17 protein-coding genes are annotated in these 13,336 nt (G+C 66.4%); 11 read left to right on the top strand and 6 right to left on the bottom strand.

Features of this window, described 5'->3' with window-relative positions:
* The first annotated feature begins 203 nt into the window (after positions 1-203).
* The 3 genes from AACG61_RS05800 (at position 204) to AACG61_RS05790 (ending at position 2,286) form a co-directional block, all read left to right on the top strand.
* Positions 204-1,043, top strand: coding sequence for a hypothetical protein (locus AACG61_RS05800; protein ID WP_411839055.1), 840 nt, complete (start codon positions 204-206; stop codon positions 1,041-1,043).
* Positions 1,044-1,076: 33 nt separating this feature from the next.
* Positions 1,077-1,448: a hypothetical protein gene (locus tag AACG61_RS05795; protein WP_411839054.1), complete on the top strand. Its 372-nt coding sequence runs from the start codon at positions 1,077-1,079 to the stop codon at positions 1,446-1,448.
* 163 nt (positions 1,449-1,611) lie between these two features.
* Complete coding sequence (locus AACG61_RS05790; protein ID WP_411839053.1) at positions 1,612-2,286, top strand: PIN domain-containing protein; 675 nt, start codon at positions 1,612-1,614, stop codon at positions 2,284-2,286.
* 3 nt (positions 2,287-2,289) lie between these two features.
* Here the strand turns inward: AACG61_RS05790 and AACG61_RS05785 are convergent.
* Positions 2,290-3,047, bottom strand: a protein-coding gene (locus AACG61_RS05785; protein ID WP_411836744.1) for an IS5-like element ISPaes2 family transposase whose coding sequence is annotated in 2 segments (ribosomal slippage) — positions 2,290-2,723 and positions 2,723-3,047 — 759 coding nt in all. Because the reading frame shifts where the segments join, the coding sequence is not laid out codon by codon here.
* Between the two features lie 40 nt (positions 3,048-3,087).
* Here AACG61_RS05785 and AACG61_RS05780 point away from each other — a divergent pair.
* The 6 genes from AACG61_RS05780 to AACG61_RS05755 all read left to right on the top strand — a co-directional run bounded on the left by AACG61_RS05780 (position 3,088) and on the right by AACG61_RS05755 (position 6,190).
* Positions 3,088-3,489: a hypothetical protein gene (locus tag AACG61_RS05780; RefSeq protein WP_411839052.1), complete on the top strand. Its 402-nt coding sequence runs from the start codon at positions 3,088-3,090 to the stop codon at positions 3,487-3,489.
* Between the two features lie 247 nt (positions 3,490-3,736).
* Positions 3,737-4,372, top strand: a complete 636-nt coding sequence (locus tag AACG61_RS05775) for an N-acetylmuramoyl-L-alanine amidase (protein ID WP_411839051.1) — start codon at positions 3,737-3,739, stop codon at positions 4,370-4,372.
* A gap of 2 nt (positions 4,373-4,374) precedes the next feature.
* Positions 4,375-4,836: a hypothetical protein gene (locus AACG61_RS05770; RefSeq protein WP_411839050.1), complete on the top strand. Its 462-nt coding sequence runs from the start codon at positions 4,375-4,377 to the stop codon at positions 4,834-4,836.
* Positions 4,837-4,873: 37 nt separating this feature from the next.
* Positions 4,874-5,812, top strand: coding sequence for a hypothetical protein (locus AACG61_RS05765; RefSeq protein WP_411839049.1), 939 nt, complete (start codon positions 4,874-4,876; stop codon positions 5,810-5,812).
* A gap of 5 nt (positions 5,813-5,817) precedes the next feature.
* Entirely contained in the window at positions 5,818-5,994 is a 177-nt protein-coding gene (locus tag AACG61_RS05760) for a hypothetical protein (RefSeq protein ID WP_411839048.1), read from the top strand.
* A gap of 55 nt (positions 5,995-6,049) precedes the next feature.
* A complete protein-coding gene (locus AACG61_RS05755) occupies positions 6,050-6,190 on the top strand; it encodes a hypothetical protein (RefSeq protein WP_411839047.1) in 141 nt (46 codons plus the stop codon).
* 24 nt (positions 6,191-6,214) lie between these two features.
* On the opposite strand, the gene AACG61_RS05750 is transcribed toward AACG61_RS05755, so the two are convergent.
* Positions 6,215-6,577, bottom strand: coding sequence for a hypothetical protein (locus AACG61_RS05750; RefSeq protein ID WP_411839046.1), 363 nt, complete (start codon positions 6,575-6,577; stop codon positions 6,215-6,217).
* 208 nt (positions 6,578-6,785) lie between these two features.
* Between AACG61_RS05750 and AACG61_RS05745 the strand changes: the two genes are divergently transcribed.
* Positions 6,786-8,219, top strand: coding sequence for a sensor histidine kinase (locus AACG61_RS05745; RefSeq protein WP_411839045.1), 1,434 nt, complete (start codon positions 6,786-6,788; stop codon positions 8,217-8,219).
* Positions 8,216-8,860, top strand: coding sequence for a response regulator (locus tag AACG61_RS05740; protein WP_411839044.1), 645 nt, complete (start codon positions 8,216-8,218; stop codon positions 8,858-8,860). The genes AACG61_RS05745 and AACG61_RS05740 overlap by 4 nt, the downstream gene beginning before the upstream one ends.
* A 636-nt stretch (positions 8,861-9,496) precedes the next feature.
* Here AACG61_RS05740 and AACG61_RS05735 read toward each other — a convergent pair.
* The 4 genes from AACG61_RS05735 to AACG61_RS05720 form a co-directional block, all read right to left on the bottom strand.
* Positions 9,497-10,216, bottom strand: coding sequence for a hypothetical protein (locus AACG61_RS05735; protein WP_411839043.1), 720 nt, complete (start codon positions 10,214-10,216; stop codon positions 9,497-9,499).
* The gene (locus tag AACG61_RS05730; protein WP_411839042.1) at positions 10,206-11,300 is read right to left on the bottom strand and encodes a GSCFA domain-containing protein; all 1,095 of its coding nucleotides are present in this window, start codon (positions 11,298-11,300) and stop codon (positions 10,206-10,208) included. Before AACG61_RS05730 ends, AACG61_RS05735 begins: the two co-directional genes overlap by 11 nt.
* Positions 11,301-11,901: 601 nt before the next feature.
* Entirely contained in the window at positions 11,902-12,570 is a 669-nt protein-coding gene (locus tag AACG61_RS05725; RefSeq protein WP_411839041.1) for a DUF1236 domain-containing protein, read from the bottom strand.
* Positions 12,571-12,673: 103 nt separating this feature from the next.
* Positions 12,674-13,270: a TetR-like C-terminal domain-containing protein gene (locus tag AACG61_RS05720; protein ID WP_411839040.1), complete on the bottom strand. Its 597-nt coding sequence runs from the start codon at positions 13,268-13,270 to the stop codon at positions 12,674-12,676.
* Positions 13,271-13,336 lie beyond the last annotated feature (66 nt).

Raw genomic sequence — 13,336 nt, 5'->3', positions numbered from 1 at the left:
ATGGGTCTGGAGCCTAGCAGCTTCTCCATTTTTACGGTGGTTGGACCGTGACGACATCTCAGTGGTAAGCTGCTTGCTACCTTCAGCAGACGGGGCGTGATCCGGGTCCGCCAGGTCGCTCCGCTCGACTGCTGCCTACCTACCATCGTCCGATCAGCGCCCGGTGGTATCCAATCATCACATTACTCCGCATTGGACGGACCATGGCCCGGAAGCCCACCGCCACTCAGATCGCCACCTTCCAAGCGCTTCTGGCGGACGCGAATGCCGCCGTGCGCGAGGTGTTCCTCGCCGCTGTCTATGCCGCCAGCGACACCTTCACGCTGAGCTCCGTGAACGCCATCGGCGCGGGCCCGGCCAGCGTGACCAGCTCGATCGACATCCGGGACTTCTACGGGACGGGCGCGGGACAGATCCCGATGGATCACCTCCATGCCTCGGGGGCGGCCTCCGGCAGCAACCTGACCGCCGTCGCGAACAGCGGCGGCGCGGGGGCGGAGTTCGACGTGGCGGTCTCGGGCACGATCCCGGTCACGCCGCCCTATGTGACCCTGGATCCGAACAACCGGTTCGACATCGCCAGCCGCGTCGAGCTGGTCGACACCCGGCTGTTCATCGTAGCCGACATTCTGGCCCTCACCTCGAACCAGAACTTCTTTGGGCGCAACGTCGGCGGGGAGGTCACGAACATCTTCCTGAACACCGCGGGCGACCGCATGACCGTGAACCGGAACCCGGGGACGGGCTTCGTGAACGCCCAGATCGACCTCTCGCCCGCCGTGGCCGCCGCGCTGCGGCTCTACGAGATCGAGATGACGCCCGGCGGCAACATCACGGTCTGGGTCAACGGCCAGCAGCGCGGGTCGGTGGCGAACCCCTTCACCACCTTCGGCGTCAACCGGATCGCGGCGGGGCAGTCCCTGACATCGGGCCTGAATGCCCGGCTCTACCGCACGCTCTACCTGAACCAGGGCGGCGATTACGCAGCCCGCATCCCCATCATCCGGTCGCGCCTGAACGAGCCTTACGGCCTGGGCATGTGAGCGGTCCGCGCATTCAGACCAGAAGGATTACCCATGCCCCCCGTTGCGTCGTCCGGTCTGCTGGAGCAGATCGCCTTCTTCTTCGCGGCCTGCGCCACCTGGATCGCGGGCGAGGCTGGCCGCGCCTTCCTGGCCGGGGTCTCGGGCGGGTTCGTCCGCTGGCTCATGGCCGACCGGCGCAAGCTGCGCGACGGCGCGGTGTCCGTCGTCGCGGGCGGGCTGATGTCGCTCTATGCCTCGCCGCTGATGCTGGCGGTCCTGGAGCGCTGGTTCGGCGCGCTGACGGGGGACGCCGCCGGGGCCGCGGGCTTCGCGGCAGGGCTGGCCGGAATGTCGCTGGCCAAGCTGATCCTCGGCGCGATCGACGCGCACGCCCGCCGCATGGGAGGGACACCCAATGCCTGACTGGCTGCGCCAATTGGCGCGCGAGGAGCGGCGGGCATGGATCTTCGCTGCGGCTGCGCTGTCGGCCTGGGGCGCGATGCACTTGATCTAAGAACGTCTGCTCTGCAGGACGGAGCGGCAGTTAGGTGCTACGGCTGTGCTTTCACCTTCATATGGAGCAAGGATGAAACTCAGGCTTTTGATCGATACATCTGTATGGCTGGATCTCACGAAGGACCCACGCCATATGCCTTTGCTCGACGCTCTTTCCGCGATGATAGAGGCCGGCGAGGTTGAATTGATCCTGCCCCAGATTATCGCAGCGGAATTTGCCCGGAACCGCGATCGAGTGATGGCATCGACCCGTGCGAGCCTGTCGGGTCATTTCAAGCGGGTAAAAGATGCTGTCTCACAGTTCAGCCCCAAGGAAGGACGTGACGAGGTCCTTCGTCGCCTAAACGAGATCGATCACCGCATTTCAGTTGGCGGAGAAGCAGTGAACGAAGCTGTGAGCCTGATTGAGAGACTTTTTGCCACAACTGAATCGATCCCAGCCAGCAACGACATAAAGACCCGTGCCGCCGATCGAGCCATTGCTAAGGTTGCGCCTTTCCACAGGCAGATCAATGGCATTGGAGACGCGATCATTATTGAGACGTATATCGACGCTCTCGTGTGCCGGAAGGTAGACGACGTACTTGCCTTCATCACCCACAACATCCACGATTTCAGCCAGAAGGGTGCTGATACACGTCTGCCGCATCCGGACCTAGCTGCTCTGTTTGACGAGGCGCACTCGCGCTATTCGACCAATATCGGCGAGTTCCTGAACGAGCACGCTAGGCTCCAGACTCATTGAGTTTCACAGCCAGAACAAGACGGTTGCGGCGAGCATAATAGCTGAGAAGAACGTTTCCGGGCAGCGGTCATAACGGGTTGCGACGCGCCTCCAGTCCTTCAGACGCCCGAACATGATTTCGATGCGGTTACGCCTTTTGTAACGCCGCTTGTCGTATTTGACGACCTTCTTGCGGGACTTCCGTCCGGGGATGCAAACCTTTATCCCCTTGTCTTTCAACGCGTCTCTGAACCAATCAGCGTCGTAGCCCCTGTCGGCCAGAAGCCACCCAGCCTTCGGCAGGCTGCCCAGCAGCGCCGCCGCGCCGGTGTAATCGCTGACCTGGCCGGCCGACATGAAGAACCCGATCGGCCGCCCGTTGGCATCGGCGACAGCGTGCAACTTGGTGTTCATACCGCCTTTGGTGCGCCCGATCTGGCGCCCGCGCCCCCCTTTTTCACCCCAAGGCTTGAGGCCGTGCGGTGTGCCTTGAGATAGGTCGCGTCGATCATGATCGTCTTGTGCTCGGCGCTCTCGGCGGCAAGGCCGACCATGATCCGGGCAAAAACCCCGTTGTCGCTCCAGCGCTTCCAGCGGTTGTAGAGGGTTTTGGCCGGGCCGTATTCCTTCGGCGCGTCACACCACCGCAACCCATTGCGATTGATGAAAATTATGCCGCTGAGGACACGGCGATCATCGACGCGGGGCTTGCCATGGCTTTTGGGAAAGAACGGTTTCAGACGCTCCATCTGGGCGTCGCTCAGCCAGTAAAGATTACTCATCGATCAGGTCTCCTTGAGGAGCCTGAATCACGCGAAAAGCATGAAATCAATGGGTCTGGAGCCTAGCGACCTAATCGAAGAAATAACCTTCGAGCGTGAGTTCAGACGAGAGTTCCGGCCACTCTCCGATCTGATGGAAGCCGAGGACAAGCTGACAACGCAGATTTGGTACGGCCGCAAGTGGGGCATCATCGATGCTGTCGAGAGCGGCAGGGAGAAGAGGGTCCCGAGGGCAGTTTGGGAGGCCGCCACATCCGAACAGCGGCGCGGAATGATCATCGACGAAATATGGGACGGGATGATTGCTGCTATGAAATCCGCAGAACAACGTTACCCAGAAGAACTGGGCCCGTGGACTGACTTCGAATGGGGCATGCTCAGCGGTAAGCTATCTGCAATCCGTTGGATGCTCGGAGATGAATGGGACATGCTGGACACCTGAAAGGCTAGGACTAAAGCAACTGGGGTAGAGGCGGACGTCCGGTAAGTGCTGTCGCGTCGAGCCAACAACTTTTGAAACCGCGCTGAGGCGCAATGCTACAGAGAGCTTGGGCGGGACCAGTCACTATCCCCTGTCCTGAAGCGGTCTATGCAACGCGCGGCCCCTTGGCGGCCCGTTAGCTGCCCCCATCACCATCACCTAACCTCGCCCCGCCATCGTGCGGGGCTTTTTCATGGAGAACCCTCGCATGACCCGTGAACCGATCCGGTCCATCCAGACCGGGCTGAACGCGCTTGGCTACTCGCCGGGCGCGCTGGACGGCCTGTTCGGCGCCAAGACCCGCGCCGCGGCCGAGAGCTGGCTGGCGGCCGGCGGCAAGGCCGCGCAGGTCGAGGCCTCCGTCGCGCCCGTGACGCCCGCCAGCGGCGCGATGATCCACCAGGGCAGCGCCCGCCACCCGGTGACCGAGATCATCGTCCACTGCGCCGCGACGCGGCCCGACTGGATGGCAGGCCGTCCGACCGCCGAGAAGGTGGCAGAGATCCGGCGCTGGCACCTGGCCAACGGCTGGCGCGACATCGGCTATCACTGGATCATCGACCGCGACGGCACGACCCTGGCCGGGCGGCCGGAGACCGTGATCGGCAGCCACACGATCGGCCGCAACGCCGGCGCCATTGGCATCTGCCTGATCGGCGGCCACGGCTCGGCCGAGACCGACCGCTTCTCCGACCACTTCACGCATCAGCAGGACATCACCCTGCGGCAGATGATCGACGCGATCAGCCTGCGCGCCGCGATCCGCAAGGTCAGTGGCCACAACGAATACGCCGCCAAGGCCTGTCCCGGCTTTGACGTCGCCACCTGGTTGAAAGGAGCCTGACCATGGACAGCATCAAGACCATCGCCCCCATCTTCATCGGACGCACGCGGTCCTTTTGTCTGGGCATCGTCCCGGCGATCCTGACGCTGATCGACGTGATCGCGGGCAGCGTCAGCAACGGCACGGCCGAGCCCATCGCCGCCGGCCTGGCCGCCATCCTCGGCCCGCTGACCGGGGCCACGGCCGAGGGCATCCACGGCTTCATGCTGGCGGTCGCGCCGATCTGCGCGCTGATCGTGGCGCATCAGCGCGGCGGGCTGGCCCGGCCCTTCACCACCAGCCCGGCGAAGGAGCACGCCGTGATCCAGACGATCGAGGATGGCAAGAGTGCCTTCGAAGCGGGCAGAGCCTTCGGTAAGCGGTTGCAGCGACCTGAATCTTTGGGCCTTCGCCCTTGCGACAGCGTCGGGGAATCGCAGTTCATGCATGGGTGGGCGAACGTGTCGCCACTATGTCGGCGGTGAGCTGACGCCACCATTTGCAGAGTGCTTTGTGATTCCCATGGCTGAACATCTTTCCTCTTTGTATGCCAGTTCCACGCTTCTCGTGGCAGGCAAGGATCTTCACCTTCCTCGTGTCCTGCTGACGTTCACGCACTGGAACAAGAGAAAACCGGTCAATGCAGGTCTCGCCACCGCGGCGGGAATGGGATTCATCGGGGTAGCTGCGAGGCAGAACCACTGGTGGCAGGTATCAGACTTCCCCGAGGCCATGAAGCGGGTGCGGTCCGCCTTGGCCGCCAACGCAGAGGTGACAACCTTCGGCAGCTCGATGGGCGGCGCCGGCGCCCTGCTTGCTGCGCAGTTCGTACCCGTCTTTACCGTTCTATCGGTTGCGCCGCCGATCATCGTTGATCCGGAGGTGGCACCTTGGGAGCGGCGGTTCAGGTCTGTCGGGCATCTGACGAAATGCATCTTCCCGCTTGGGCCAAACGCCAGCGAGGCGACCGAGACATACCTCGTCTACGACCCCTTCTACCAGGCGGATGTCGATCACCTGCAGCTGCTGCAGCAGGCGGGACGTGAATTCCAGAGATGGCCGCTTCCGCACTCCAATCACACGCCGCTGCTGGAGTTGTCGAAGGCGGGGCTCTACCGCGACTTCACGACCGCCTTCTTCGTCGATCGAAACCCGGGCGAAGCCTATGACATCCTTCGAGCATCCCGACACCGGCGCGGGGTCCCGCAATGGAAGTGGGCGCTCAGGAGGATGTTCAAGGGCGGTCGGTACAAGAACCCCGACTATATCGAGTTCCTGTCGTGGATGATCCGCCACTACGGAGATCAGATCGAGTTCCTGGAAGAGCGGGGATTGGCCTATTCGCGAAGCGGGCTCCATGATCTGGCCCTTCGGGACTTCGAGCGATGCGCCGAGATCGAGAACCGTGGTCGCTACACCCTGAAGGTCGAAGCAGCCCGAGCCATGCTGGAGCAGGCTTAGGGGCCGTGCTGGACTACGTCGACCGGTTAGTGTCGTACGCCCTGCGAAAGCTTGCCTCGTCTCGGACGCAGCTGCAGCACATGGTGCGGACCAAACTGCAGCAGCAGGTGTATGCGGTGATCGGCCGGTACCGGCCGACCGGGGCGCTGCAGCAGGCGGGGCTGGACGCGCACAAGCCCTAGCGGTTCGCGTCCGCGGTCCCGATTGGTTCACCATGATGGTTCGGAGAGAACCACCATGAACCAAGCGACCTACGACCTGATCCGATGCCGATGCAGCCATTTCGGGCGCATCGGCGTCCCGCGCTGGCTGTATCTGGGCGGCACAGAACGTCCGGTGCTCAACGCCCCGCCCAGCCTCAGCCAGGCAGGGGCCTGATATCAACGCAGCGTTAGCCGGTGTTCAGCGGTGATGGGGGCCGTCGTCGCGTCCCCGGCCGCGGCCGCCATGATCGTCGCCCGGCGCGTCATCCGCGCCCCGGCCCTTGCCGCCCCGCCGCCCGCCATGATCGTCGCCGGGCGCGTCGTCCGCTCCGCGACCCCGACCGCCCCGGCGGCCACCCTTGTCATCGCGGGAATGATGGCGGGCGCCGTCATCGGCGCCGCGTCCCCGCGATGCCAGCAGAAGCGGTTCCTCCAGGCCCGGCGTCAGGACGCGATGGGCCTCGGGGGCATAGGGCGCGGCCTGCACCGCGCCGGTGGTCAGGGCGATGGCGGTGCCGGCAAGCATGGCCAGGGCGCGGCGGCGTTTCAGGAACTTGAACATGGATTGGGTCCTCCCGTCGTTGCAGGCATCATTGCCCGACCTGACCATCTGACATCCGGTCGATGCGGTTGGCGACGGGGGCCGGACCCCTGACAGGACCGGCCCGACCTGTGCCGGGTCCGCAGTCCGACCTTGGTCGGAACGGGCTTGAATTCGCGCCGCCTCCGACGCTTGATGAGGCATCGCAACCGGGGCAGCGCTCGTGACGATGACGCAGGCACAGCTTGTTCGGACCCGTGGGTGGGGGGCGCTCTGTGCGCTGCGCAGAAGGCTTGGCGGATGGCCACTGCATCACCGCTTCGCGCTGGCGGGCAGCGTGGTCACATTGGTGGGCATGGCGATCATCGGCACGATCGTCAGCGGTTCGATCACCTCAGGGGTTGTGCGCAATTCCGCGATCTCCAGCGCGGTCTACATGGAGAGTTTCATCGCTCCCCTGTCGCAGGAGCTGGCAGTCGCAGGGTCGCTGTCACCGCAGACCATCGGGCGGATGGACGCGATCCTGGGACGCGAGCCCCTGTCGGAGCGGGTGATCTCGGTCAAGATCTGGCGGCGCGACGGGTTGCTGGCGTTCAGCAGCGAGGCCGACCTCATCGGCCGACGCTTTCCACCGAGCGGCGAACTGCTTCAGGCCTGGGCCGGGCAGCTGAACGCCTCATTCGACGAACTCGACGGTGCCGAGAGCCTGCGCGAGCAGCAGAGTGGCGTGCCCCTGCTGGAGGTCTACAACCCGATACATTCGATCCTGACCGGCGAGATCATCGCTGTCGCCGAGTTCTACCTGGATGCCAGCGAGCTGCAGCAGGATCTGCGCCGGGCCGAGATGCGGGCCTGGGCGGTGGTCGCCCTGGTGACGGCGGCCACGTTCCTCGCGTTGTTCGGCATCGTGCGCGCGGGCAGCCGAACCATCGCCGACCAGACGCGGCGGCTGACGACCCAGCTGGAGGAGCTGGCGCGCATCTCCAGCCAGAACGAGGCCCTCCGAAAGCGGGTGCAGGGCGCCTCGCAGCGGGTCAGCGAGACCAACGAGCGCTACATGCGCCGCGTCAGTGCAGAGCTGCACGACGGTCCGGCACAGGCGCTGGCGCTCGCCTCGCTGCGGCTTGACGCGGTGATGCGCCGCGCGGGCATCGCCTGCGACGATCCGGAGGTGGGGCGGCTGCGCGATTGCCTGGACGAGGCGCTGCGCGACGTGCGCGCCCTGTGCAGCGGGCTGACGCTGCCCGAGCTGGATGGCCGTTCCGTGGCGGAGACGCTGGATTTGGCCATCCGGGCGCATGAGCGCCGCGCGGGCGTGGACGTGGAGCGGGGCTTCGACCGCACGGGCGCCTTGGGCGTGGCGGTCCGGCATCCCTATGCGATCTGCATCTATCGCTTCGTGCAGGAAGGCCTGATGAACGCCTTCCGTCACGCGCCGGGCGCGGCGGTCGGCGTTTCCGCAGACAGCCGCGATGGGCAGGTGGCGATCCGGGTGGCCGACGACGGCCCGGGCTTCGATCCTGCGGCGCGCGGTCTCACGGGGCTGGGATTGTCGGGTCTGCGCGAACGGGTCGAGAGCATCGGCGGCAGCTTCGAGATCGACAGCGCGCCGGGGGCCGGCACGCGGCTGATCATGACCCTGCCCGCGGCGGTGCCGCAGTGAGCGGCAAGGTGCATGTCGTCGTGGCCGACGATCATCCGCTGTTTCGCGGCGGTGTGGTGCTGACGCTGCAGGAGCATGGCGGTTTCGCAGTGGTGGCTCAGGTCGGCACGGCCGACGAGGCCGTCGCAGCGGTAGAGACGCACATGCCCGATGTCGCGCTTCTGGACATCTCGATGCCCGGTTCCGGGCTGGCGGCGGCGGGGACGATCGCACGGCGCTTTCCGGCAGTGGCCTTGGTCATGCTGACCGCGTCAGAGACCGATGACGACCTGCTGACGGCGCTGAAGACCGGCGCGCGCGGCTATGTCCTGAAGGGCGTCGGTGCGGACGAGCTGACGCGGATCGTCCAGGCCGTGGCCGAAGGTGCCTCCTATGTGCCGCCGGCGCTGGCCGGGCGCGTCCTCGCGGCGCTGCAGGACCGCCGCCGCGGCCCGCCCCCGCCCGAGGTGGAGGAGCTGACCGAGCGCGAGGCCGAAATTCTGCGCCATCTGGCTCTAGGGCTGAGCAACAAGGAGATAGCGCGCGCGCTTGACCTGCAGGAGAAGACGATCAAGCACTACATGACCAACATCCTGCAGAAGCTGCAGGTGCGCAACCGGGTGGAGGCGGCACTGAAGGCCCGCGACCTCGGCCTCTCCTGAGGTGCGTTTCGCCATCGCGGCCCCTGAGCCAACGAGATATGTCTCATATCCGCAGCTGATGGAGGTGATGCGCTTCCAGCTAGCCGGCCACCGCAAAGTCGAGCGGCTGCATGCGGCCGATCCTAACTTGCGGTGCCGTGATGAAAAACAACGTATGCACATCAGCGCTTGCCTCATCCCCCAAAAAATTAGACGCCGGCCTTCTCTCCGGCATGATGGAGAGCATCACCTGCTCCAACGCCCGTTCCACAAGACGAGCTGAACCTGGCGCTTGCCTTGGGGGACTTCCCCTTGGTTCATCAAACCTGCGAAGGCCGGTTGCGTCGATCAGAACCGGGAGCATCGGCCCAATCGGGGGTGCTTCTCGGCGTGGGTCCATCAGGGCTGCGCGAGGGGCCAGCCCCTGCTGAGACGAGACACTTTAGCTCACCAAGGGATGGCACCCAGGCAGATCATGTTTCCCAAAAGCCTTGCAGGTCCTTGAAAGTACGCGCGACGCCAAGAGCGCATTTTCTTTGGCAAGCCATTGATCCTGCATAGATGGCGCGCCCCCTTCAGGCGCATCATCTTCCCCTGATTGCGCCATAGGATCGTGCCACTCCGGCCATCCCGCCGTGCCGACGCCGTCACCGGGAGTCAGCTGCCCGCGACCCCTGCCCCGACGACGCCGCGGATCCTGTCGGCGACGACCTCGCACCAGCGGGCGTTTCCGTGCAGCGCGTCATCGGCCTCGAACTCCGGCAGCATGCGCAGCTCGGCATCCCCTGTGGCCTGGCGCGTGTCGATGATCCCGATCCCGGCGGCGGTCAGCCTTTCGGTCATCACCTGGTCATGGGCCAGCCAGGCCGCCTTCTGGTTCGGCGGATAGCGGCAGGCGCCCAGCATGAAGGTGACCGCCGGCACATGCGCCCTCAGGGCCTCGTGGAAGGCCACGAAATGCTGGATATGATCGGCGGCGGCCGCGCGCAGGATGCGACCCGACGCCCCCGGCATGCCGTCCTCGGCCGATGCCGCGACGCGCCGGGCAAAGCGGTAGCTTGCGGCCCCGAGGGAGGAGATCACCGGCAGGCCCGCCTCGATGATCGCCTGCAGCTGCGCGTCCAGGCGCTGTCGGGCGAGGGTCATCGTCGCGATCACCTCGGCGGTCGCGCGCGGGAAGGCCTCGCTCAGACCGTCGGCGGTGATGCGGATGCCGCCCTCGGTCGCGGCGAAGAAGCGGCCGTCGAAATGCTTGGCCGGTGCCGTCATCGTGCGGCGGAACACGGTCCCCGGCGCCAGGTGCTTCCACACGGCCATGGCGTGCGAATCGCCGATGATCGCCGCCTCGAAATGGGTGCGTTCGGGCCTAGTGGTCATTGAAGCGGTCCAGTTCCAGATCGTCGCAGACGGCATCGCCCTGGGCCAGGGCCTGGTCGATCCGCTCCTGCATCGCTGTGTCGGGCGCCTCCGGCGCGTCCATCCCTGCCTGCGCGACCCCGAGGCCGTCCAGGAAATGCCGCATCACCAGGGCCACCGCATCCCGGCGCACCTCGCGCCGATCGGCCTCGAACATGTCGATGGCCAAGGCGGGCTGGGACACGATCTCGTAGGACGGGAAGTAGTCGACGTCGTCATGGTTCCGGGCCATCTCTCCGGCGGCCGCCCGGAGGATCGACTTGGACTGCACCGTCGACACCAGCACATGCGCCCCGGGCTCGGCGGTCGCGGTCAGTGGCACCGGGGACACGGTCAGAAGCAGCCGGATGTCCGGGTTCATCTCGCGCAGGATGGCGCGGATCTGCTCCAGGTCGCGGGACACCGACGCGAAACCCGCATTCGCGAAGCGGTGCCTCTCGGGGTCGAAGGTTCCGGCCTGGGTGCCGGGGCAGCTGGCAAGGACCAGGCCGGTATCGGCAGTCACCCACATCTCGGTCAGGCCCAGGGTGAAGATCAGCACGTCCGCCTCCGCGATCCCCCTTCGCATCGCGGCCAGGGTCGCATCGCGCGCGGCCAGGAGATCCTCGACCGTCTCGAAGCCGCCGGGTTCGATGCCGGGCCGCACCGGGTCGAAGAAGACGGTGCCGTCGCTCCAGACCTCGCGGTCCTGGGAGGCGGGGTCGCGCGCCCATCGCAGCCACTGAAGCAGCATGGCGGCGGTGTAGACGTTCCCGACCCGGAACGAGAAGACGCCGAAGCCGAACCCCTCATGCATCGAGGCCGGAAGGAACCCGGGCGCCCTCTCGACCAGCATCCGGTTCAGCCCGGCGCCGGCAAGCGCGCGGCCGATATGCTGGGCGAAGCAGGACCCGACCGTCAGGAACCCATGCCCTGACCTGATGCCCGCGCCCGGCCGCCACAGGCCCTTGAGGACCCGCCCCGACCCGGCGTGACGCGCGACCCCGGTCCGCCAATAGGCTTCCGCAGGCAGTTTCGTGTAGGGGTTCGTGGCCACCGCGGTCACCTCGTTGATAAAGCCGTTCCCATGCCCATGCCCCGACCACGCCGCCACACCCCCCGGCACGGCTGCCTCCGACCGTTGCCGCAAACGGGCAGGTCGCGGCGTGCCTGCGTCGGGCACGATGCCGTCGGCAACGGGACACCGGCGGTCGTCAGCCTGAACGGAACCGAAAGGGAGCGAGGGAACCGCGCCGCGCCGGACCGACGGGCAGTCGCTCCGGACGGACGTCCGGTGCCGTGAGAGCGGTCGATCCAGAAATGACCGGTCACTATCCAATACCCTCAATGTTCAAATAAGCGTGATGTCAGTGATTCGGACGTAACCACGTTGATCCTGCCTCTGTCCACAAAAGAAATTGGGGATGTTTAACGTGCCGACGCCGTCCCGCTCCGATCGCAACGGCCGCCGATGGCAGGACCAGTCCGGCATGGCGGCCCGCCGCGAACCGCCGGGACGTGTCACCCCAGCACCGACGCGCTGACGGCCCCGTCCCCGCCGCGGGTGTCCCGAATGCAAAGACCCGGCGCGATGACTTCCGCTGTGGAAGACATCGACGCCGGGTCGCCGCAGTCAGACTGTCACCTGATCAGGGCATGACGCCCGATCAGCGATAGATGTAGATGATGTTGCGGTTCTCGGGGTTCACCAGAACGGTCTGACCGTTGATCTGGGCATAGCGATAGTCCGGCTGCTCCGGGATGTCGTAGATCGTGACAGTCTCGGGGATGCCCGCGCCGACGACGACCTCGCCGTCCAGATAGACCGGCTCCACCGCGTTCGTGGTGACGTAGGTGGTGATCTCCTCGGTCGGCTCGACATTGGCGGCCGATGCGCTGGTGCCCCCGATCGCGGCGCCCGCGACCGCGCCGATCGGACCGCCGATCAGTGCGCCCATGGCCGCGCCGCCGACGCTGCCCACCGCCACGTCCTGGCCGGTGTCGGTGTCATCGGCGGGGGCCTCGATGATGGCGACGCCGACCGTCTCGCGGTTGGGATAGAGGGAGACGACCTCGTCGCCCGCCTTGACGTTCAGATAGTCGCCATAGGCCCAGCCCTGCAGGTCGCCCGAGGCCACCTTGCACCAGTTCGCGCTGTCGATGCAGCCCTCGACGGTCACGTCCGCGTCGGTCGAGATCGCGCCGATGACCGGATGCTGGACTCCCGGGCCCGAGCGGACGTTGAGGTCGGTGGACACGGTGGCGGAGGTCTGGGCGAAGGCCACGCCCGACATCATCAGGGCGGCGAGGGTGGTGCCGACTGCCAGTTTCTTCATGATCTTGCTCGCTGTGCTGTCTGTTTGGGTTCGTCTCGAAGCTGTCCGGACAACACCGTACCGCTCGGGCCAGTTCCCGCCCCGATGCCGCGCCCGGCGCCGCTCAGGCCGGGGGCGCGGCCGCCCGCAGCGCCGCCACGACGGCATCGGCCTGCCCCGCGACCTGCGCGCGCGTGGGCGTCCGGCCCAGGACGACCATCCGCCAGTAAAGCGCCGCCGGCAGCAGGTCCAGCGCCAGGTCCCGGTCCACGGCGGGGTCCAGCTCTCCGCGGGCGATGGCGCGGTCCAGCAGGACCTGCGCCTGCGCGCGGCGCGCCTCGGCCACGGTCGTGTTCAGCGCGCGCATGGCCGTGGACCGGGCGGCCTCGGCATGAAGGTCGGGCAGGATGCGCCGGATCAGCGGATGGCGCAGCACCGCCCGCAGGCGCATCAGGAAGGCCAGCACATCGGCATGCAGGCTGCCGCGATCCTCGGGCATGGCGACGCCGAGGCCAAGGGCGGTGACCGCCGCCGCCGCGAACTCCTGCGGCGACGAGAAGCGCCGATAGATGGCGGCCTTGCCCGCCCCCGCCCGCGCCGCCACCCGCTCCAGGCTGATCGCCGCAAAGCCGCGCTCGGCCCATTCCCGGAAGAAGGCGCGGTGCAGCGCCTCGGTCAGCGCGGCATTGGGCAGGGCCGCCCCGGACGGTTTCCGTTTCACCGCGTCGACGGAACGGTTGCGTTCCAACGTAAGCCCTCCTATATGGTCGATACGCTACCGTTCCAT

It is taken from the genome of Paracoccus sp. ME4 (assembly GCF_046736325.1).
Classification (GTDB): domain Bacteria; phylum Pseudomonadota; class Alphaproteobacteria; order Rhodobacterales; family Rhodobacteraceae; genus Paracoccus.
The sequence above is the reverse complement of the archived record's forward strand: the minus strand, read 5'-3'. Positions and strand labels throughout refer to the sequence as shown.